This is a genomic window from Nocardia jiangsuensis (assembly GCF_042650385.1).
GTDB lineage: Bacteria > Actinomycetota > Actinomycetes > Mycobacteriales > Mycobacteriaceae > Nocardia > Nocardia jiangsuensis.
In genome coordinates, this window is record NZ_JBHSAX010000017.1 from 193,002 (window position 1) to 213,145 (window position 20,144).

General features: G+C 71.9%; 19 protein-coding genes. 10 read left to right on the plus strand and 9 right to left on the minus strand.

Annotated features, from left to right (window positions below):
- Positions 1–8 precede the first annotated feature (8 nt).
- The 4 genes from cydB to ACFO0B_RS20380 all read left to right on the plus strand — a co-directional run bounded on the left by cydB (position 9) and on the right by ACFO0B_RS20380 (position 5,337).
- Positions 9–1,040: a cytochrome d ubiquinol oxidase subunit II gene (gene cydB / locus ACFO0B_RS20365; protein WP_378614107.1), complete on the plus strand. Its 1,032-nt coding sequence runs from the start codon at positions 9–11 to the stop codon at positions 1,038–1,040.
- A 76-nt stretch (positions 1,041–1,116) separates the two neighbouring features.
- Entirely contained in the window at positions 1,117–2,826 is a 1,710-nt protein-coding gene (gene cydD, locus ACFO0B_RS20370; protein WP_378614108.1) for a thiol reductant ABC exporter subunit CydD, read from the plus strand.
- Positions 2,823–4,505, plus strand: a complete 1,683-nt coding sequence (gene cydC, locus ACFO0B_RS20375; RefSeq protein WP_378614109.1) for a thiol reductant ABC exporter subunit CydC — start codon at positions 2,823–2,825, stop codon at positions 4,503–4,505. Before cydD ends, cydC begins: the two co-directional genes overlap by 4 nt.
- Positions 4,506–4,752: 247 nt before the next feature.
- Positions 4,753–5,337 (plus strand): Uma2 family endonuclease, encoded by a 585-nt coding sequence (locus ACFO0B_RS20380; RefSeq protein WP_378614110.1) that lies wholly within the window; start codon positions 4,753–4,755, stop codon positions 5,335–5,337.
- Here ACFO0B_RS20380 and ACFO0B_RS20385 read toward each other — a convergent pair.
- The 6 genes from ACFO0B_RS20385 to ACFO0B_RS20410 all read right to left on the minus strand — a co-directional run bounded on the left by ACFO0B_RS20385 (position 5,334) and on the right by ACFO0B_RS20410 (position 9,495).
- Entirely contained in the window at positions 5,334–6,032 is a 699-nt protein-coding gene (locus tag ACFO0B_RS20385; protein ID WP_378614111.1) for an FABP family protein, read from the minus strand. The two genes, ACFO0B_RS20380 and ACFO0B_RS20385, sit on opposite strands and share 4 nt — an antisense overlap.
- 190 nt (positions 6,033–6,222) lie before the next feature.
- Complete coding sequence (locus tag ACFO0B_RS20390; protein WP_378614112.1) at positions 6,223–6,528, minus strand: DUF1416 domain-containing protein; 306 nt, start codon at positions 6,526–6,528, stop codon at positions 6,223–6,225.
- Positions 6,529–6,533: 5 nt separating this feature from the next.
- On the minus strand, positions 6,534–7,367 hold the full coding sequence (locus ACFO0B_RS20395) for a sulfurtransferase (protein ID WP_378614113.1): 834 nt from the start codon (positions 7,365–7,367) through the stop codon (positions 6,534–6,536).
- A 31-nt stretch (positions 7,368–7,398) separates the two neighbouring features.
- Positions 7,399–7,887, minus strand: coding sequence for a DUF4395 domain-containing protein (locus ACFO0B_RS20400; protein ID WP_378614114.1), 489 nt, complete (start codon positions 7,885–7,887; stop codon positions 7,399–7,401).
- 294 nt (positions 7,888–8,181) lie between these two features.
- Entirely contained in the window at positions 8,182–8,634 is a 453-nt protein-coding gene (locus ACFO0B_RS20405; RefSeq protein ID WP_378614115.1) for a thioredoxin family protein, read from the minus strand.
- Positions 8,635–8,673: 39 nt separating this feature from the next.
- Entirely contained in the window at positions 8,674–9,495 is an 822-nt protein-coding gene (locus ACFO0B_RS20410) for an LmeA family phospholipid-binding protein (protein ID WP_378614116.1), read from the minus strand.
- Positions 9,496–9,672: 177 nt separating this feature from the next.
- Between ACFO0B_RS20410 and ACFO0B_RS20415 the strand changes: the two genes are divergently transcribed.
- The 6 genes from ACFO0B_RS20415 to pstB all read left to right on the plus strand — a co-directional run bounded on the left by ACFO0B_RS20415 (position 9,673) and on the right by pstB (position 15,467).
- Positions 9,673–10,437 (plus strand): winged helix-turn-helix transcriptional regulator, encoded by a 765-nt coding sequence (locus ACFO0B_RS20415; RefSeq protein ID WP_378614117.1) that lies wholly within the window; start codon positions 9,673–9,675, stop codon positions 10,435–10,437.
- Positions 10,434–11,357 (plus strand): mycothiol synthase, encoded by a 924-nt coding sequence (gene mshD / locus ACFO0B_RS20420; protein WP_378614118.1) that lies wholly within the window; start codon positions 10,434–10,436, stop codon positions 11,355–11,357. Before ACFO0B_RS20415 ends, mshD begins: the two co-directional genes overlap by 4 nt.
- Positions 11,358–11,599: 242 nt before the next feature.
- Positions 11,600–12,712 (plus strand): phosphate ABC transporter substrate-binding protein PstS, encoded by a 1,113-nt coding sequence (gene pstS / locus ACFO0B_RS20425; protein ID WP_378614119.1) that lies wholly within the window; start codon positions 11,600–11,602, stop codon positions 12,710–12,712.
- A gap of 89 nt (positions 12,713–12,801) precedes the next feature.
- Positions 12,802–13,776, plus strand: a complete 975-nt coding sequence (gene pstC, locus ACFO0B_RS20430) for a phosphate ABC transporter permease subunit PstC (RefSeq protein ID WP_378614120.1) — start codon at positions 12,802–12,804, stop codon at positions 13,774–13,776.
- Entirely contained in the window at positions 13,776–14,675 is a 900-nt protein-coding gene (gene pstA, locus ACFO0B_RS20435; RefSeq protein ID WP_378614121.1) for a phosphate ABC transporter permease PstA, read from the plus strand. The genes pstC and pstA overlap by 1 nt, the downstream gene beginning before the upstream one ends.
- Before the next feature lie 15 nt (positions 14,676–14,690).
- Positions 14,691–15,467 carry a phosphate ABC transporter ATP-binding protein PstB gene (gene pstB / locus ACFO0B_RS20440; protein WP_378614122.1) on the plus strand — a complete coding sequence of 259 codons (777 nt, stop codon included), beginning with the start codon at positions 14,691–14,693 and terminating at the stop codon, positions 15,465–15,467.
- A 98-nt stretch (positions 15,468–15,565) separates the two neighbouring features.
- Here the strand turns inward: pstB and phoU are convergent, their stop codons facing one another.
- The 3 genes from phoU to dusB all read right to left on the minus strand — a co-directional run bounded on the left by phoU (position 15,566) and on the right by dusB (position 20,033).
- The gene (gene phoU / locus ACFO0B_RS20445; protein ID WP_378614123.1) at positions 15,566–16,225 is read right to left on the minus strand and encodes a phosphate signaling complex protein PhoU; all 660 of its coding nucleotides are present in this window, start codon (positions 16,223–16,225) and stop codon (positions 15,566–15,568) included.
- Between the two features lie 92 nt (positions 16,226–16,317).
- A complete protein-coding gene (locus tag ACFO0B_RS20450) occupies positions 16,318–18,060 on the minus strand; it encodes an LCP family protein (protein WP_449289799.1) in 1,743 nt (580 codons plus the stop codon).
- An 809-nt stretch (positions 18,061–18,869) separates the two neighbouring features.
- Complete coding sequence (dusB, locus tag ACFO0B_RS20455; protein ID WP_378614125.1) at positions 18,870–20,033, minus strand: tRNA dihydrouridine synthase DusB; 1,164 nt, start codon at positions 20,031–20,033, stop codon at positions 18,870–18,872.
- Between the last annotated feature and the right edge of the window lie 111 nt (positions 20,034–20,144).

Below are 20,144 nucleotides of genomic sequence, written 5' to 3' on the forward strand. Positions count from 1 at the left end.
AGCCGACGATGAATCTGCAGGAGTTCTGGTTCGTCCTGATCGGCGTGCTCTTCACCGGCTACTTCGTACTGGAGGGGTTCGACTTCGGCGTCGGCATGCTCATGCACCCGCTCGGCAGGCGCTCGGATACCAGGCGCCGGGTGGTGCTCAACACCATCGGCCCGGTCTGGGACGGCAACGAGGTCTGGCTGATCACCGCGGGCGGCGCGCTCTTCGCGGCCTTCCCGGAGTGGTACGCCAGCCTGTTCTCCGGGTTCTACTTCGCGCTGCTGCTGGTGCTGGTCGCGCTGATCCTGCGGATCTGCGCGATCGAGTACCGCGGCAAGATCGACGACCAGGTGTGGCGGCGGCGCTGCGATCTCGGCATCGCCTTCGGCTCCTGGGTGCCCGCGCTGGCCTGGGGCTGGGTCTTCGCGAACGTGGTGCGCGGCGTCCCGCTCGACGCCGACAAGCAGCTGGTCGGCTCGTTCCTGGACCTGCTGAGCCCGTACGCGCTGCTCGGCGCGCTCGCCACCGCCGTGCTCTTCGCGCTGCACGGCGCCACCTTCCTGGTGCTCAAGACCGGCGGCGAGGTGCGGGCCGACGCGCAGCGGGTGGTCAGGCTGCTGCTGGTGCCGGCGGCGCTGATCGTCGGCGGCTTCGGGCTCTGGACGCAGCTCGCCTACGGCGCGAGCTGGACCTGGATTCCGCTCGGGCTCGCGGTGCTCGGCCTGGTCGGCAGCGCCGCCGCGACCCTGGTGCAGCGGGACGGGATCGCCTTCACCGGCACCATGCTCGCCGTCGCGGCGGCGACCGCGCTGCTCTTCGGCTCGCTCTTCCCGGACGTACTGCCGTCCACGCTCGACCCGGCGTGGTCGCTCACCGTGCGGAACGCCTCCTCCACGCCGTACACGTTGAAGATCATGAGCTGGGCCGCGGTCGCGGTGACCCCGGTGGTGCTGCTCTACCAGGGGTGGACCTACTGGGTGTTCCGCAAGCGCATCACCGTCGACCAGATCCCGCCGCACATCGGGCTGCCGCGCCGCGCGCCGAGCGCATGAGCGGGTCAGGTCCGCAGGTGGGAGCGGGGCGTAGCGGCGGAGTGCCGCCCCTCGTGCGAAAGGCCGGGGCAGCGTGATGGCGCGGCGTGCGCCGATCGACCCGCGGCTGTGGCGGTATGCGCGGTCGGCTCGGCCGTATCTCGTTCTCACCGTTGTGTTCTCGGCGCTCACCACGGTGGCCGTCGTCGTCACGGCCGTCGCGCTGGCCCGGGTGCTGGCCGGGGTGATCACCGAACCGGCTGCCCGCGGCTTCGGTGCGTGGACGCCGGAGCTGCTCGCGCTCGTCGCCGCGCTCACCGGGCGGGCCGTGATCGCCTGGTGGCAGTCGCGGCTGGCGCACCGGGCCGGGGCGAGCGTGGTCGCCGAGCTGGAGCGGGCCGTGCTCGCCGCGGGCGCCGCGCTGCCGCCGCGCGAACTGGAGCGGCGGCGCACCGAGCTCGCCGTCGTGGTCGGCACCGGGCTCGGCGGGTTGCGCGGGTACCTCACCGGGTACCTGCCCGCGTTGCTGCTCGCCGTGTTCGTCCCGCCCATCGTGCTGGCGGTGATCGCGCTGCACGACCCGGTCTCCGGCGGGATCGTGCTGGTCACGCTGCCGCTCATCCCGATCTTCATGGTGCTCATCGGGCTGCTCACGCAGGGAAGGGCGGCGGCCACCCTCGCCGCCACCACCCGCCTCTCCGACCAGGTGCTCGACCTCTTCGCCGGCATGCCGACGCTGCGCGCGCTGGGCCGGGAGGGCGGCGACCGCAGCATGGCCGGGGTGGTGGCCGAGCTCGGCGAGTCGCTGCGGGTGCGGACCATGCGCACCCTGCGCATCGCCTTCCTCTCCTCGGCGGTGCTGGAGCTGCTCGCCACGCTGAGCGTCGCGCTGGTGGCTGTCTCGATCGGGCTGCGGCTGGTCTTCGGCGAGATGGGGCTGTACGCCGGGCTGGTCGCGCTGATCCTGGCGCCGGAGGTGTACCTGCCGCTGCGAACCGTGGGGGAGCGGTTCCACGCCGCACAGGACGGGATGGCGGCGGCTGATCGCGCCTTCGCGGTGCTCGGCCCGGAGCCGGGGGGTTCCGGCGGTGCGGCCGGTTCTCGCACGGCGGCGGCGGCGACCGTGCGGCGCGCGGAGCGCCCGGCGGCTCCGGCGCTGATCGAGCTGGAGCGGCTCTCCGTCGACGGCCGCTCCGGGGCGGCGCCGTTCGCGCTCTCGGCCGTGCTGCGGCCGGGTGCGGTGACGGTGCTGACCGGGCCCAACGGCTGCGGTAAGTCGACCGCGCTGCAGGTGATCCTCGGCCTCGCCGCACCCGGCTCCGGCCGGGTGACGGTGGACGGCACCGACGTGACCGCGCTCGACCCCGAGCAGTGGTGGGCCCGGCTGGCCTGGCTGCCGCAGCGGCCCGTGCTGGTGCCGGGCACTCTGCGAGAGAACGTGGAGCTGCTCGGCGCGCACCCGGTCGATCTCGACGCCGCCTGTGCCGCAACCGGTTTCGACCAGGTACTGGCCGAGCTTCCGAACGGCTGGGACACCGTCGTCGGCGTCGGCGGCGCCGGGCTCTCGCTCGGTCAGCGCCAGCGGCTCGCGCTGACCCGCGTGCTCTGCGCGGATCGGCCCGTCCTGCTGCTCGACGAGCCCACCGCCCACCTCGACGCCGCGAGCGAGGCCGCGGTCCTCGCCGCCATCCGCGAGCGGGCCGTCGCGGGGGCGACGGTCGTCGTGGTCGGGCACCGGGAGTCGGTGCTCGCAGCGGGCGATACCGTGGTCGAGGTGTCCGCGCGGGTCGCGGAGGTGGCTCCGTGAGTGCGGGTGCTGTCCGGCGGCTCCGCACCGACCTGCGCGACCTGCGCGACCTCCTCGCCTGGAACCCCTGGCGCCTCACCACCGCCATCACCTGGGGCGTGCTCGCCCTCGGCAGCGGCCTCGCCCTCGCCGCGCTCGCGGCCTGGCTCATCGCCAGGGCCTGGCAGATGCCGCCGGTGCTCGACCTCACCGTCGCGGTGGTCGCCGTGCGCGCGCTCGGCATCTCCCGCGGCCTGTGCCGCTATCTGGAGCGCCTCGCCACCCACGATGTCGCGCTGCGCGCGCAGAACACCGCGCGCACCGCCACCTACCGCACCCTGGCGGGCTCGCGGACCTGGCTGCGCCGCCGCGACCGTGCCGACGCCACCGTGCTGCGCCGCGGCGACCTGCTGGTGCGCATCGGCGCCGACATCGACGACCTCGGCGCCGTCGTGGTCCGCGCCGTCGTGCCGTGCGCGGTCGCGCTGGTGCTCTCGGCCGCCGCCGTCCTGCTGCTCGCCCTGCTCGCTCCGCTCGCCGCCCTCGTCCTCGCGGCGGCACTGCTGGTCTCCGCGCTGCTCGCGCCGTGGCTCGCCGCCACCGCGGCCGCCGACGCCGAGCGGGCGGTGCGCGCCGACCGCGCCGAGTTCACCGCCCGCGCCGTCACCGTGCTCGACCACGCGCCGGAACTCCGGGTCGCGGGCCGCCTCCCCGGGGCCATGGCCGCGGCCGCCGCCGCGAGCACCCGCGCCGTCGCCGCCGAGGACCGCGCCGCCTCCCGCAGCGCCTGGGCGGCTGCCGCGCTACCCGCGAGCATCGGCGTCAGCGTGCTCGGCGCCCTGCTCGTCGGGCTGGCGCTCTACGGCCCCACCGGCGGCACCCCCGCCGGGATGAGCCCCATGGCGCTCACCATGCTCGTCCTGGTCCCGCTCTCCGCCTTCGAAGCGGTGGCCGCGCTCCCCGCGGCCGCCCAGGCCCTCACCACCGGCCGCGCCGCGCTGCGCCGCCTCCGCGCGCTGGACCTGCCCGCCGACCCCGCCGACCTGCCCCGCCCCCGCGCGCTCGACCTGCCCGCCGACCCTGCCGCGCTGCGCCGCCCCCGCGCGCTCGACCTGCCCGCCGACCCCGCCGACCTGGGCCTCCCCGAACGCCCCCGCGACGCCAGGCGAATCGCCGTCATCGGCCCCAGCGGCGCGGGCAAGACCACCCTCCTCATGCACTGGGCCGGCCTCTTCGACACCCCCGAACCCGGCACCACCTTCTTCGCCGAGGACGCCCACCTCTTCGGCACCTCGATCCTGGAGAACCTCCGCGTCGCCCGGGGCGACATCACCGAACCCGAGGCCACCGATGCACTCCGCGCGGTCGGCCTCGGCGACTGGCTGACCACCCTCCCCGACGGCCTGCACACCGTCCTCACCGGCGGCGCCGCCGCGGTCTCCGGCGGCCAGCGCCGCCGACTCCTGCTGGCCCGCGCCCTGCTCGCTCCCGCCGAGATCCTGCTCCTCGACGAGCCCACCGAGCACCTCGAGGCCGGGGCGGGCGCAGCCCTGCTCCGCCGCCTGCTCGACCCGGACGACCCCCTTGTGCCCCCCGGCCGCACCGTCGTCGTGGTCACCCACCAGCTGCCGGACACCCACCGCGCGGACCTGGTCCTGCGCCTGTCCGCCCTCGGCGAAAATACGTTGCCGGTTTCCTGAACCGCTACTAGATTCGTCGGTACACGAGGAAGGAGGTGGTTCCCAGAATGCATAGTTCCAGGACACGTGAGGTGGCTGTCAGCTAGCGCCACCGCTGCGGGAATTCCCTACGCGTTGCGCGAGCGAATTCCAGGCAGTCACCCGGCCCCCGAGCCCCCGGCCAGTCCGTCCGGGAGCGGCACCGACCGAGTCGGCACCGCACAGCTCGGGGGTCGTCCCTTTTCAAGCCCGCCGTTAGGCTTGTGTCATGACCGTCGACCCGCTGCCCGACTGGGTGATCCCGCCCCCCGGCGGCTTCACCGTCGAGGACTTCGTGCGGCTCGACGGGTTGCCCCGGCACACCGAGCTCATCGACGGGAGTCTCATCTTCGTGAGCCCGCAGGAGAAGTGGCACAGCCGTGTCGTATCCCGATTCCTGCGGGAGCTCGATCGGCAGGCGCCGCCGCAGTGGCGCGCCGACCGGGAGATGGCGGTCGAGCTCGGCGCCAGGCAGATGCCGGAGCCGGACGTGATCGTCGTGAGCGCGGAGGCGTACGAGCGCGAGGCACCGTCCACCCACTACTTCGCCGCCGACGTCGCGCTCGCCGTGGAAGCGGTCTCACCCGACTCGGAGGAGCGCGATCGCGACACCAAGCCGGTCAAGTACGCCAGGGCGGGCATTCCGCACTACTGGCGCATCGAACGCCGCGGCTCCGACGCCGTCGCCCACCTCTACGAGATCGACCCGGCGACCGACCGCTACAGCCCCGCCGGAATCTTCCACGACCGCCTGCGCAGCTCCGTGCCGTTCCCGATCGATATCGATCTCACCGAGGTGGGCAGGCGAGGCTAGCCGACGTAGCGCTGGAGGCGGGCGGAGAGGCGGGGCTGGAGCGGGCCGTCGGCGACGACGCGCTCCTCGACGTAGGCCAGGTCCCCACCCTCGACGATGCCGTAGAGCCGCTTCGCGCCGCCGACCACGATGCCGGACTGGCTGCGGATCACCACGTCGGTGGCGAGCTCCCAGGACGACTGGGTGAGCGCGTGGCCGTAGAAGAGCTCGACGATGCCGTTGCTGTGCGTGAGCAGCAGCTCGATGACCTCGTCCTTGCCGTCGACGCCGACCCGCCAGAAGCCGGTCTCGCGCAGATCGGGGCCGCCGTAGGAGCCGTCGGTCTCGATGAACCAGGAGCGGGACTCCCAGGCGAGGTACTCCCCGCCGTCGTGCGAGACGACGATCTGCTGCCCGAACCGGTAATCCCCACGGCCCGGCTCGTTGCCCTCGCCCTCCCCGCGCCACACGCCGACCATCGGGAGCAGCGCCAGCATGGCCGGGTTGAGATCGGGGCCGAGGCGCAGGTTCGCGGTGTCGTCGGGCAAGGGGAGATCGGGCAGCGTCGGAATATTCCTGCCGCTGGTCGACTTGGCGCGCTCGACCGCACCGGCAACGGCGTCGTCGCCGCTGAGCCGGGCGCCGGGCGCCGCACCGTTCTCCGTGTCACTCGCTCGCTCGGCCGGATCCGGACCCTCGCTCGCGAGTTCGCTCATGACTCGGTGAACAACCGGTAGAAGACGTACAGGCCGAACCATCCGATCAGGATGGACACGGCCACCAGCAGAAGCTCGAAGAAGAGGACCACGGCCCGAGTCTATCGGCCCGGCCGCGAGCCTGCGCGGACGGCCCCTGACATGCGAACGGCCCCTCGGTTCCGCGGAACCGAGGGGCCGTCCGCACCTGTCACTTCGCGACGATCACGTCCACGTTGTGGATTCCGGCGCCCTCCGGCGCCACCTCGGCGGAGCCGTTGCCCGTCGAGGAGAGGGCGCGCAGCGTCCAGCTGCCCGGCGCCGCGAAGAAGCGGAAGTCGCCGGTGCCGGAGGCGACGACCTCGGCCGTGAAGTCACCGTTGCCGTCGAGCAGCCGCACGAAGGCGCCGCCGACCGGCTGGCCGTCCTCGGCGAGAACCCGGCCGGTGATGACCGTCTCCTTCTCGACGTCGACGCCGGCCGGGATGTCCTGTCCCTGGGTGGGTGCTGAGCACATGGTCGTCACGCTCCCAGCTCGATGGGGGCACCGATGAGCGAGCCGTACTCGGTCCAGCTGCCGTCGTAGTTCTTGACGTTCTGGTGGCCGAGCAGCTCCTGCAGCACGAACCAGGTGTGCGAGGAGCGCTCACCGATCCGGCAGTAGGCGATGGTCTCCTTCTCGCCGTCCAGGCCCGCCTCCTTGTAGAGCTCGGCGAGCTCGGCGTCGGAGCGGAAGGTGCCGTCCTCGTTGGCCGCCTTGCTCCACGGCACGTTGATGGCGCCGGGGATGTGGCCGGGGCGCTGGCTCTGCTCCTGCGGGAGGTGCGCGGGGGCCAGGATCTTGCCGGAGAACTCGTCGGGCGAGCGCACGTCGACCAGGTTCTTGGTGCCGATCGCGGCGATGACCTCGTCGCGGAAGGCGCGGATCGACAGGTCCGGCGCGGCGGCCTTGTACTGGGTGGCCGGGCGGTTCACCGCGTCGGTGGAGAGCGGACGACCGTCCAGCTCCCACTTCTTGCGGCCGCCGTCGATCAGCTTGACGTTGTTGTGGCCGTACAGCTTGAAGTACCAGTACGCGTAGGCCGCGAACCAGTTGTTGTTGCCGCCGTAGAGCACGACCTCGTCGTCGTTGCCGATGCCGCGCGCCGAGAGCAGGTCGGAGAACTGCTCCTGGTTCACGAAGTCGCGCCGGACCGGATCTTGCAGATCCGTCTTCCAGTCCAGCCGGACAGCGCCCGCGATGTGGCCGCCGTCGTAGGCGGAGGTGTCCTCGTCGACCTCGACGAAGACGACGCCGGGGGCGTTGAGGTTCTCTTCGGCCCAGTCCACGGAGACCAGGACATCGGAGCGAGCCATGTGCACTTTCCTTTCGACGAGACGTGCAGGGTCAGTTCGGTGCCGGGGTCCGGCGGAATCGGGCGACCAGGGGGTAGATCCGGCAGCCGAGGCAGATCCCGAACGCGGCGTTCAAGAACGCGGCGAACAGGGCGAAGCCGGTGAAGATCACACCGACGAGGGGGGAGCCGGCCAGAAAACCCAGCAGGCCGACGGCGCTGAAGACCAGGCCGAGCAATTGGGCGAACCGCAGCGGGGGCGTCGGCTCGGTCTCGGTGGGCGGCCCGACCCGCGGCGCCACCACCGCGCGGAAGATCCGGCCGTAGGGGCTGTCCTTCGGGCCGGCCGCAGCGCCGGCGGCGAACACGGCGGCCTGGACCGCCAGCACGATCGCCGCCGCGAGCGGGGAGGAGGCCGCCAGCACGAGGACCAGCACCAGCACGGCGGTGGTGACCCAGGCGGCGAAGCGGGGGCCGCGGACATCGACCACGTCGGCAGAGGTGCGGGTAGGGGTGCGGGTGGGGGTGGTTTCGGAAACCAAGAAAATCTCCTGCGCGTGAGTTTCTGCGGCGGATCGGGTTGGGATCGGGCCCGTTCACCGGGGGATCGGGGGATCTCGCACGCGGTGAACGCAGGTCGGCGTCAGGAACTCTGAGGGGGCCGACCGCTCAGCGGCACAGGCAGCAACAACCCCCGAGCCGACACAGATCGACCGTGCGGCGTCGGGTGAGCATCAGCTCGTGGTCGGATTGCACGGCGTCCAGTTTACCGGGTCCGTCAGGGGATTTGTCGGGAGACCCGGAATTCGTGGGTTTCCGACCAGGTCGGAGTTACTTCACGCGGTGAGCGGAACCAACGCGGAGCGCAGTGCGTCGGCCTTGGGGACCCCGGAGATGCGGAAGCGCTCCCTGCCCTCGGCATCGAAGACGAAGGTGGTCGGCAGCGAGAGCACGTTCAGCTCGCGGGCCAGCGCCGGCTCGGCGTCGATGTCGACCTCGATGTCCTGCGGGGCCTGCGGCGTCGCCGCCAGATCCTCGGTGACGCCTGCCACCACCCGGCGCACCGCCGCGCACGGCCCGCACCACTCGGCGGAGAAGTGCAGCACCGCGGGGCCGCCGCCGGTGACGCCGACCTCGGCGAGCAGCTCGGTGCGGCGGTCGGTCGCGGAGCCGGGGCCGGTCGCGGCCTTGGGGGCGGCGTCGCGCAGCTTGCCCTCGCGCGCCCGCAGCACGAGGCCGACCGCGGCGGCGGCGAGCAGGACCACAACCAGAACGACGATCTCGATCATGACGGCTTTCTCCGGAGACGAACGGGCGGCGGGAGCCGATCAGCGGCGCCCGATGCCGAGCCGATCCAGATCGATCGTCACGTTCTCGCCGCGGCCCTCCACCACGATCTGGCCACCGAGCGCGAACGCCTCGGTCGGCCGTACGCCGAAGGGCAGCTCCTCGGTGTCGATGGTACGGGTGAACCGCTCGAGCACCGCCGGACGTTCCGCCTCCGGGATCACGGCGGTCGGGGTGGCGTCGGCAGGCGTGCCCTTGTACATGCCGGTCGCCACGATCCGCACCTGATCGCCGTCGAGCAGCAGATCGGCCATCACGCTGACCTTCTCGGACTCGCCGTCGCCGAACGGAGCGGCCGTTCCGCCGGTCTGCTCGGGCAGCGTCCCGGTGAGCACGAGGGCACCCGCGGTGGTCATTCCCGACCCGCCGGAGCCGCCGCTGCCGTCCGACTTGTCCGCCGGCCTGGAGTGCACCTGCAGGTCCGGGATGCCGAAGAGCCTGCCGAGCTCGGTCGGCTCGATCCGCATCCTGGTCGAGACCCGCTCGACCGGGATGTTGCGCACCCGGCCGTCGGAGAGGTCGCCGAGCTCCAGGTGCACGCCGGTGAGCGTGGCCTCCAGTGCGATCTCGCCCGGCAGGTCCGGCCGCTTGGCGCTGGCTCTGATGTCCACCGTCTCGAACCGGCCGTCCAGCGCCTGGGCGAAGAACGGGAAGCCGTGGATGGTGACCTCCGGGTCGGCGCTCAGGTCGGCGCCGTCGCGGAGCGTGCGCGACACGCGGTACTCGGTGTAGGCGGCGACCCCGAAGTCGACGACCACCACCAGTCCCGCGAGTACCAGCAGCCCGATGATCAGCTTGCGCATGGCTCGACCCTAGTCGCGGCGGCTCGGTCGGCACCCGCTCCGGGGCCTCCGGGACGTGTGAACCCGGACTATCGGGACCGACGCGCTAATCTTTCTCCCGGAATCACCTGTGATGATGCGACGTGGACCCGGCGATGCGGCCGACCGGTCCGCGCGCCACGAGATGGAGGAGGGCTTGTGGAGCTGCTCCTGCTGACCTCCGACCCCAACCCCGAGTCGGTGCTGCCCTCGCTCGCGTTGCTCGCGCACCACGTGCGCCCGGCGCCGACCGAGGTCTCTTCGCTGCTCGAGGCCGGGACCGCGGATGTCGCCCTGGTGGACGCGCGCACCGATCTGGCGGCGGCGCGCGGGCTGTGCAGGCTGCTCGGCAGCACCGGGTCGTCGGTGCCGGTCGTCGCCGTGCTCACCGAGGGCGGGCTGGTCGCGGTGAACGCCGACTGGGGCCTGGACGACATCCTGCTGCCCGGCACCGGCCCGGCCGAGCTCGACGCCAGGCTCCGGCTGCTGGTCGGCCGCAACGGCGGCGCCGCGAGCCCGGAGAACACCGGCAAGATCACCCTCGGCGAGCTGGTGATCGACGAGGGCACCTACACCGCGCGGCTGCGCGGCCGCCCGCTCGACCTCACCTACAAGGAATTCGAGCTGCTGAAGTACCTGGCCCAGCATGCGGGGCGGGTCTTCACCAGGGCCCAGCTGCTGCAGGAGGTCTGGGGCTACGACTTCTTCGGCGGCACCCGCACCGTCGACGTGCACGTGCGGCGGCTGCGCGCCAAGCTCGGCAGCGACTACGAGTCGCTGATCGGCACCGTGCGCAACGTCGGGTACAAGGCCGTCCGCCCGTCCCGCAGCGCGGCGAAGGGCGAGGCCGCCTTCCCCGAGGACGGCGAGCAGCCCGCCGGGGACGCCCCGCTCGCCCCGGTCAACAACGGCACCGCGCAGTGACCGGCCCCGGCTGGACCGACCGGCTGGACGAGCCGGCCGCCGCCGCCGTGCGCGCGCTGCTCGCCGCGGCCACCGCGGCGGACGACGTCGCGCCGGTCTCCGAGGCTGCCGTGCTCTCGCTGGCCGACCCCGGGGCCGGCGCGCGGCACCTGGTCTCGCTGCACGGCGGCGAAGCGGCGGGGTACGCCAATCTCGTTCCGGCGCACGGTGATCACCCGGCCATGGCCGAGGTCGCGGTCGCCCCGGCCGCGCGCGGCCACGGCATCGGATCCGCCCTGGTCACCCAGGTGCTGGCGGAGGGCGGCGCGGGCGCGCGGGTGTGGGCGCACGGCGACCTGCCCGCCGCGAAGGCGGTGGCCGGACGGCTCGGGCTGCGCACCGCGCGCGAGCTGTGGCAGATGCGCCGTCCGCTGGCTACGCCACAGCTACCCGAGCTGGTCGTTCCGGACGGTATCGTGCTGCGCACCTACCGCGGCCCCGGTGGCGCGGGTGCGGCCGACGACGCCGAACTGCTCCGGGTCAACAACGCCGCGTTCGACTGGCATCCCGAGCAGGGCGGCTGGACCGAGCGCGATATCGCGACGCGGCGCGCGGCCGACTGGTTCGACCCGGCCGGCCTCTTCGTCGCCACCGACGCCGCCGATCCGGAGCGGCTGCTCGGATTCCACTGGACCAAGGTGCACTCCGACGAGAGCCCTCCGGTCGGTGAGGTGTACGTGGTCGGGATCGACCCGGCGGCGCAGGGCAGGGGGCTCGGCAGGCTGCTGACCCTGGCCGGGCTGCACCACCTCCGCGCGCGCGGCCTGGGCGAGGTGCTGCTCTACACCGAGGCGGACAACACCGCCGCCGTCCGCACCTACACCCGGCTCGGCTTCGCGCCCGCGCACGTGGACGTCGCCTACGCCGCTCCGGTCACCTGACGGTCACCATGGCGACGCGCCAGTAAACGGACGGCAATCATACGGGGAGCCCCGGCGCCCGCGCCGGTGTGTTCATTTTCCGTTCACTCAGCCTGGTCCAACTGTCAACCGGGCGACCTTACTTTGTGTACGGGCGGCTCCGTGGCTGCCCTGGTGCGCAAGTTCCCCGCGAACGCCCCGCACCACACCACCCGCTCGGCCGGTGAGGGACCGGGCGTGTCGCACGTGATTCCGGAGGAATAGTGAAGTTCAAGCGCAGCAGCGCCCTTGTCGGTGTGCTGGCCGCAGGTGCCATGGCTCTTTCCGCCTGTGGCAGCGATGACAACACCACGTCCGAGAACACCGGTTCGACGGTCGACGTCGCCTGCGGTGGCAAGGAAGCCCTCAAGGCCAGCGGCTCCTCGGCGCAGAAGAACGCGATGGATCGCTTCGTCGCCGCCTACGAGGCCAACTGCGACGGCTCGACCCTGAACTACACCTCGAGTGGTTCCGGCGCCGGCGTCAACGAGTTCATCGGCGGCCAGACCGACTTCGGCGGCTCCGATTCGCCGCTGAGCGAGAGCAAGGGCGAGGTGGCCAAGGCCGCCGAGCGTTGCGGCGGCGCCCCGGCGTGGAACCTGCCCACCGTCTTCGGCCCGATCGCGGTCAGCTACAACATCGACGGCGTGACCGACCTGGCGCTGGACGGCGCCACCGCCGCCAAGGTCTTCAACGGCACCATCAAGACCTGGGACGCCCCGGAGATCAAGGCGCTGAACCCGGGCGCCACGCTGCCGTCGGCCCCGATCGCGGTCATCTTCCGCTCGGACGAGTCGGGCACCACCGACAACTTCCAGCTCTACCTGGACGCCGCCGCGAACGGCGCATGGGGCAAGGGCACCGGCAAGGCCTTCAACGGCGGCGTCGGCGAGGGTGCCAAGGGCAACGAGGGCGTCACCGCCGCGGTGAAGAACACCAAGAACGCCATCACCTACAACGAGTGGTCGTTCGCCAAGGCGCAGAACCTGTCCATCGCGCGGATCATCACCTCCGCCGGCCCGGAGCCGGTCGAGCTGACCAGCACCTCCGCGGGTAAGGCGATCGACAGCGTGAAGATCAAGGGCCAGGGCAACGACCTGGTGCTCGACGTCTCCTCGTTCTACAAGCCGACCACGGCGGGCGCGTACCCGATCATCCTGCCGACCTACGAGATCGTCTGCTCGAAGTACACCGACGGCGCGACCGCCACCGCGGTCAAGGCGTTCCTGACCTCGGCGGTCAACAACGGGCAGGACGGCCTGGACGCGAGCGGCTACGTGCCGATCCCCGACCAGTTCAAGACCCGCCTGACCACCGCCATCAACGCGATTTCCTGATCGAGTAGGCCATGACCGTGCACCCTGAGGTGTCCGCCGAGGGCTCGTCCACCGCGACGAGCCCGACAGCGGGCGGAGAATCATCGTCCATGACGAAGTCGCCGAGCAACGGGCCCGCTTCGGGCCGGACGACGAAGGTGTCGAGCCAGCGGATCGAGGTCCTGTTCCGGTCGCTGGCGACGGCGGCCGGTGCGACCATCGTGGCCGCTATCGCGCTGATCGCGCTGTTCCTCCTGATCCGCGCGGTGCCATCGGTCATGGCGAACAACGCCAACTTCTTCACCAGCACCGAGTTCAACACCTCGAACGCCGACGATCTGCGCTTCGGCATTCGCGACCTGTTCATGGTCACCGTGCTGAGCTCGATCTTCGCGCTGGTGATCGCGGTGCCGATCGGTATCGGCATCGCGCTGTTCCTCACCCAGTACGCGCCGAAGCAGGTGGCGCGCCCCTTCGCGACGCTGGTCGACCTGCTCGCGGCGGTGCCGTCCATCGTCTTCGGGCTCTGGGGCTTCCTGGTGCTGGCTCCGCAGATCGAGCCGGTGCAGACCTTCCTGAACGACAAGCTCGGGTGGTTCTTCCTCTTCTCGGACGGCAACGTCTCGCTGGCGGGCGGCGGCACGATCTTCACCGCGGGCGTCGTGCTCGCGGTGATGATCCTGCCGATCATCACCTCGGTCGCCCGCGAGGTCTTCAACCTCACCCCGCGGGCGCACATCGAGGCCGCCCAGGCGCTCGGCGCCACCAAGTGGGAGGTCGTGCGGATGACGGTGCTGCCGTACGGCCGCTCCGGCGTGATCGCCGGCTCCATGCTCGGCCTCGGCCGCGCGCTCGGTGAGACCATCGCCGTCCTCGTCGTGCTGCGCACGGCGTCGCAGGCGGGCAACTGGTCGCTGTTCGACGGCGGCTACACCTTCGCCTCCAAGATCGCCTCGGCGGCCTCGGAGTTCAGCGCGCCGCTGCCGACCGGTGCCTACATCGCGGCGGGCTTCGTGCTGTTCGCGCTGACCTTCGTCGTCAACGCGCTGGCGCGGGTCGCGTCCGGCGGAAGGGTGAACGGCTGATGACCACCACACTCGACAAGCCGATCAAGGCGCCCGCCTTCCGGGCGATCAGCACCGGCCGCAAGGTCAAGAACCACGTCGCCACCGTCGTCGTCGCGATCTGCTTCGTGATCGCGCTCATCCCGCTGGTCTGGGTGCTCGGCCTGGTCATCACCAGCGGCGTCGAGGCGGTGCTCAGCTCCGACTGGTGGCTGAACTCGCAGAAGGGCGTGCTGCCCGACCAGAGCCGCGGCGGCGTCTACCACGCGATCTACGGCACCATCGTGCAGACCCTGATCGCCGCCGTGATCGCGGTGCCGCTCGGCATCATGGCCGCGGTGTTCCTGGTCGAGTACGGCCGCGGCTGGCTCGCCAAGACCACCACCTTCATGGTCGACATCCTGGCAGGCGTTCCCTCGATCGTCGCCGCGCTGTTCATCTTCGCGCTGTGGATCGCCACCTTCGGCTTCCCGCAGAGCGCCTTCGCGGTCTCGCTCGCCCTGGTGCTGCTGATGCTGCCGGTGGTGGTGCGCAGCACCGAGGAGATGCTCAAGCTGGTGCCGGACGAGCTGCGCGAGGCCTCCTACGCCCTCGGCATCCCGAAGTGGAAGACGATCGTGCGGATCGTCATCCCCACCGCCCTGCCCGGCATGCTCAGCGGCATGCTGCTCGCGCTCGCCCGGGTCATGGGCGAGACCGCGCCGGTGCTGGTGCTGGTCGGCTACAGCAAGTCGATCAACACCGACGTGTTCGACGGCAACATGGCCTCCCTGCCGCTGCTCATCTACCAGGAGCTGGCGAACCCCGAGCCGGCCGGCCGGCTCCGGGTGTGGGGCGCGGCCCTGACGCTGATCCTGCTGATCGCGCTGCTCTACGCGGCGGCCGCGGTCGTGAACAAGCTGCTCACGCGGAACCGATAGAGGCGGAACGAAACAATGGCCAAGCGTATCGACGTCAAAGACCTGAACATCTTCTACGGCAAGTTCCACGCCGTCGCCGATGTCGCGCTCACGGTGCTGCCGCGCAGCGTCACCGCCTTCATCGGCCCCTCCGGCTGCGGCAAGTCGACCGTGCTCCGCTCGCTGAACCGCATGCACGAGGTCACCCCGAACGCCAGTGTCCAGGGTGCCGTGCTGCTCGACGGCGAGGACATCTACGGCTCCCAGGTGGACCCGGTCGGCGTGCGCCGCACCATCGGCATGGTGTTCCAGCGCCCGAACCCGTTCCCCACCATGTCCATCCGGGACAACGTGGTGGCCGGGCTGAAGCTGCAGGGCGTCCGCGGCAAGAAGGAGCTGGAGGAGGTGGCCGAGCAGTCGCTGCGCGGCGCCAACCTCTGGAACGAGGTCAAGGACCGGCTGGACAAGCCGGGCGGCGGCCTCTCCGGCGGTCAGCAGCAGCGGCTCTGCATCGCCCGCGCCATCGCCGTCTCGCCCGACGTGCTGCTCATGGACGAGCCCTGCTCGGCGCTCGACCCGATCTCCACCCTGGCGATCGAGGACCTGATCACGGAACTCAAGAAGGAGTTCACCATCGTGATCGTCACGCACAACATGCAGCAGGCCGCCCGGGTCAGCGACCAGACCGGCTTCTTCAACCTGGAGGCCCAGGGCAAGCCGGGCAAGCTGATCGAGATCGATGACACCGAGAAGATCTTCTCGAACCCGTCGAAGCGCGCCACCGAGGACTACATCTCCGGCCGCTTCGGCTGATCCGCACCGCGACGACAGAGGCCCGCGCCGCAGGCGCGGGCCTCTCGCGTGTCCGCTGCGGCCCGCCCGGCGCGAACGCCGGCCGAGCGGGGGTGGAGCTACTTCTCGTCGGTGCCCGCGGGGAGCTCGCCGGTGACCAGGAAGACGACGCGGCGGCCGATCTCCACGGCGTGGTCGGCGAAGCGCTCGTAGTAGCGGCCGAGCAGGGTGACGTCGACGGCGGCGGCGACGCCGTGCTTCCAGTCCCGATCCATGAGCAGGGTGAAGAGGTGGCGGTGCAGGTCGTCCATCGCCTCGTCCTCCTCGTTGAGTTCGAGGGCGCGCTCGGGATCGCGGGTCGCGAGCACCTCCTTGGCGCTGGCACCCATGCTGACCGCGATCCGGCCCATCTCGGCGAAGTAGCCGTTCACCGCCTCGGGCAGCGCGTGCCCGGGGTGCCTGCGCCTGGTCACCTTGGCGACGTGCTGGGCGAGCGCGCCCATCCGGTTCACGTCGTTCACGATCTGGATGGCGCTCACCACCTGGCGCAGGTCGCCGGCGACCGGGGCCTGCAGCGCGAGCAGCGCGAAGGCGCGCTCCTCGGCGTCGGTGATCATCTCGGCGATCCGGTCGTCCTGGGAGAGCACCTGCTCGGCCAGCCCGAGGTCGGCCTGCAGCAGCGACTGGGTGGCCCGCTCCATGGCGGCGCCCGCGAGCCCGGCCATCTCGCCGAGGAGATCGGCGAGGTCGGCCATTTGCTCGTTGTAGATGACACGCATGCGCAGAGACTAGTGTCCGCGACTTTCCGCGTCACCAACGACGGGTGAATGGCGGGTGATGCGCCCGGTCCGGGCGCATTCCCGGCAAACCGCTACTTGCAGGTGTCGTCGGCGGCGTTCATGTGCTCGAGGTCGGAGGGGAGCGCGATCGGCGCCGCGCTCGCCGGGGTGCCGAGCGGCACGCTCGGCAACGTGGTCCCGACCGGGGTCGGCGGCACCACCGTGCCTGCGAAGCTCTCGCCGAGCACCAGCTCGATGATGCTGCCCAGCTCGTCGGCGCGCTCCAGGCTGGCACCGGGGATCGAGCTGGCGACCGTCGCCGCCTCCGCCTCGTGCCCGGTGGCGTACCTGACCTTCGTGCTCGGCGAGGTCCCGCCGGAGTAGTTCGAGGTGGTGTAGATGCCGAAGCCCTGCGTGCTCAGCTTGGTGGCGGTGCGCTGCGCGGAGCCCTCCATCCCGGAGGCGTTCGACACCTGCACCGAGACGATGCCGGGATCGACGGCGGTGAGCTCGGTCGTCGGCTCGGCCGGTGCGGGCTCCGCCTCGGTGGTGATCTCCGGCGCCTTCTGCTCGCCGGGCAGCGGCTGGTCGTCGATGACCGCGCGGAACAGCGCCTTGATGTCGGTGTCGCGCGGGATCTCGTTGCCGTAGGAGGTGGTGCCTGCGGTCGGGATGGTCAGGAAGGTGACCGCGCCCGCGCTCATCTTCTGCAGCGAGCGGCCGAGCATGAGCAGATCCTGGCTGCGCACGTCGTCGACGAAGGTGTGGCTGGTGAAGGCGGAGACGAAGCCGTTCATCTTGCCCGGGTCGAGCAGCACCTTGCTGGAGAGCGCGCCGCGCAGCAGCGAGGCGAGGAACTTCTGCTGCCGGTTGATCCGGTCGTAGTCGCTGCGCTCCTCGCCGTAGACATGCCTGGCGCGGACGTAGTTCAGCGCGGTCTGGCCGCTGACGATCTGCTTGCCCGAGGTCTCCAGGATGGTGCCGAGGGTGTCGTCGATGATCGGCTTGGTGCTGCACACCTCGACGCCGCCGACCTGGTCGACCATGGCCTCGAAGCCGGCGAAGTCGATGCCGATGAAGCGGTTGATGCTGAGCCCGCTCATCTTGCGGACCACGTTCACCAGGCAGCGCGGGCCGCCGAGCGCGTAGACCGCGTTCAACTTGTCGCCCATGGCGGAGGGGAAGGTCTCCTGGGTGTAGGTGCCCTTGTCGTTGTCCCAGCCCTGGCACTGCGGGCGGGTGACGTCCAGGTCGCGCGGGAAGGAGACGACGACGACGCGGGAGCGGTTCTTGGGGATGTTGACCAGCATGACGGTGTCGGCGCGGGCGCCCTCGGCGTCCTCCAGGGTGCCCGCTCCGATGTCGCCGTTCACCCCGGCCCTGGTGTCGGTGCCGACGATCAGGAAGTTCTCGTCGCCGAGCTGCAGGTTCGAGTCGAGCACGTCCTCCGGGTTCTCGTCCAGGGCGTTGACCTGGGTGAAGCCGCTGTCGGTCGCGCGCAGGTAGCTCCAGCCGCCACCGGTGGTGAGCAGGGCGATCACCGCGACCGCGGCCACCGACGAGCGCAGCGCGAGGCGGCCCCGCCTGCTCTTGATGCCGGTGGCGCCCGCCTTGCGCGGACCGACCGAGCGCGGCTGCTCCGCGCTGCGCGCCTTCCGGCCGCGCGGGGTATCGCCGGTCTTGCCCGGCTCCGGCCCCGGCTCGACCGGGGGGATCTCCTCGGTGACGTCCTCGGCGGGTTCGTCGGCGACCGGGCCGCGCGGCTGCACCGGGGGCTTGCGGCCCTTCTCCGGACGCGGCCTTGCCGGGCCGGCGGCCGGTGCCTGCCGGTGCACCCGGGTGGAGTCGGCGGCGGGTTCGGGGGCAGGTTTCTCCGCCCGGCCGGGCGCCTGGCGTCCGGCCGGCCGGACGGGTTCCTCGCGGGCGGGCGTGGGGCGCTGCGGGGGCCGTCGGCGGGCTGATTCGTCCGGGCCGGGCGCTTGGCGTCCGGAAGCCGCCTGGCCGCCCGGCCGGGAACTCTCGTCGCGTCCCACCGCCGGGCGTCCCGCCCGAGTGGCCTCCGCGCGTCCCGCCGAACGCCCGGTCGGCCGCGGCCCCTCCGGCGCCTGTCCGGCAGCTCGGGGCGGATCCTCGTGGCTCGGAGCGCGCCGCCCGGGTGCGGGCCGCCCCGGATCGCTCGGCCGCCCCGGAGCCGGTGCGGCGCCGGCGATATCCCCCGCCACCGGCGAGCCACCCCTGCCGCGCGCGGGCGGCGGCTCCCGCCGCGGCGCACCCTGCCCGCTCGGCCTGCGCTGTTCGCCCTGCGAGTCCGGCCGCCGCCGGCGCGCGACCCGCTCACTGTCGACCTTCTGCACGAGGTCGTGCACGGTGAGCGGAGCCGACGCCGACTCGTCGCCGTCCTCCGAGTGCCTGGACCGGCGGGACGAGTGCGCGCCGTCCGCCTCGGGATCACTCCCGGCCGGGTACCGCTCCCATGGGGGGCGGCCCCCCGGACGTGGCGAACGCCCCTGCCGATCGTCAGCCACCTACGAACCTCGCTCTTCCCAAATCCCTGCTGCCGCATCAGGCCGTGTCGACCGGCGTGACCGATGCCGCAATGATAACGATTACGCCACGGCAAGCCACTTCTGCCGCACGCCAGCCATCAACCGCCACTGTGCATGACGTCCGCGGCGTGCGGAACCGCCGGGTCGTCGGGGTCGTCCAGCCAGCCGTGCGGCAGCGCGACCTTGCCCGGTGAACCCTGCCGCCCGCGCGGCCCCTCCGCATCCCGGGGGAAGGGGGCTTCCCGGTCCAGCTGCTCGACCAGCGCGGCGAGTTCGGACAGCCGGGAGACGGTCGCGAAGGCGCGCCGCAGCTCGGAGCCGACCGGGAACCCCATCAGGTACCAGGCCATGTGCTTGCGCAGATCGCGCATGGCCTTGTCCTCGCCGTCGTGGTCGGTGAGCAGCGCGCCGTGCCGGTACAGCACCGCGCCGACCCGGCCCAGGTTCGGCGGCTCCGGCATCGGCTCGCCGCGCAGCGCGGCGGCCAGCTCGGCGAAGAGCCACGGCCTGCCGAGGCAGCCGCGCCCGACCACGACGCCGTCGCAGCCGGTCTCGGCCATCATCCGCACCGCGTCGGCGGCGGAGAAGATGTCGCCGTTGCCGAGCACCGGGATGGTGGTCACGTGCTCCTTGAGCTTCGCGATGGCGGTCCAGTCCGCCTGCCCGGAGTAGCGCTGGGCCGCGGTCCGCGCGTGCAGCGCGACGGCCCGAGCGCCCTCGGCCTCGGCGATCCGGCCCGCGTCCAGGTAGGTGTGGTGCTCGTCGTCGATGCCGATCCGGAACTTCATGGTCACCGGAACGCCGTACGGCTCGGCGGCGCGCACCATGGCCTTGACGATCTCGGCGTAGAGCGAGCGCTTGTAGGGCAGCGCCGCGCCGCCGCCGAGCCTGGTCACCTTGGGCACCGGGCAGCCGAGGTTCATGTCGATGTGGTCGGCCCAGCCCTCGCCCGCCACGATCCGCACCGCCTCGGCCAGCGTCTTCGGGTCGACCCCGTAGAGCTGCATGGACCTGGGGTGCTCGTCGGCGTCGAAGGACATCATGTGCAGCGTCTTCTCGTTCCGCTCCACCACCGCCCGCGCGGTGATCATCTCGCAGACGTAGAGCGAGGTCGCGCTGCCGAACTCGCGGCAGAGCTTGCGGAACGCCAGGTTGGTGATGCCTGCCATCGGGGCCAGCACCACCGGCGGATCGACCGGGTAGGGGCCGATCCGCAGCGCGTTGCCCGTTGCTGCCGCGGTCGCGGCTTCCAGCGTCGTCACGGTTACCAGTGTCGCACCGCCGGGGGGCTGCCCCGCGGTGCCGGGGCATCCGGGGCGGGGAATATCACGAAAAGCGAACGCCGCCGCCCGGACGAATCCGGACGGCGGCGG

What these genes read in the sequence shown, in the direction of transcription:
- ACFO0B_RS20390 (WP_378614112.1), bottom strand. Translation starts at nt 6,528, where the DNA reads ATGTGCTCAGCACCCACCCAGGGACAGGACATCCCGGCCGGCGTCGAC.
- phoU (WP_378614123.1), bottom strand. Translation starts at nt 16,225, where the DNA reads ATGCGTGTCATCTACAACGAGCAAATGGCCGACCTCGCCGATCTCCTC.
- cydD (WP_378614108.1), top strand. Translation starts at nt 1,117, where the DNA reads ATGGCGCGGCGTGCGCCGATCGACCCGCGGCTGTGGCGGTATGCGCGG.
- pstC (WP_378614120.1), top strand. Translation starts at nt 12,802, where the DNA reads ATGACGAAGTCGCCGAGCAACGGGCCCGCTTCGGGCCGGACGACGAAG.
- ACFO0B_RS20385 (WP_378614111.1), bottom strand. Translation starts at nt 6,032, where the DNA reads ATGAGCGAACTCGCGAGCGAGGGTCCGGATCCGGCCGAGCGAGCGAGT.
- ACFO0B_RS20410 (WP_378614116.1), bottom strand. Translation starts at nt 9,495, where the DNA reads ATGCGCAAGCTGATCATCGGGCTGCTGGTACTCGCGGGACTGGTGGTG.
- cydB (WP_378614107.1), top strand. Translation starts at nt 9, where the DNA reads ATGAATCTGCAGGAGTTCTGGTTCGTCCTGATCGGCGTGCTCTTCACC.
- ACFO0B_RS20380 (WP_378614110.1), top strand. Translation starts at nt 4,753, where the DNA reads ATGACCGTCGACCCGCTGCCCGACTGGGTGATCCCGCCCCCCGGCGGC.
- ACFO0B_RS20395 (WP_378614113.1), bottom strand. Translation starts at nt 7,367, where the DNA reads ATGGCTCGCTCCGATGTCCTGGTCTCCGTGGACTGGGCCGAAGAGAAC.
- pstA (WP_378614121.1), top strand. Translation starts at nt 13,776, where the DNA reads ATGACCACCACACTCGACAAGCCGATCAAGGCGCCCGCCTTCCGGGCG.
- ACFO0B_RS20405 (WP_378614115.1), bottom strand. Translation starts at nt 8,634, where the DNA reads ATGATCGAGATCGTCGTTCTGGTTGTGGTCCTGCTCGCCGCCGCCGCG.
- pstB (WP_378614122.1), top strand. Translation starts at nt 14,691, where the DNA reads ATGGCCAAGCGTATCGACGTCAAAGACCTGAACATCTTCTACGGCAAG.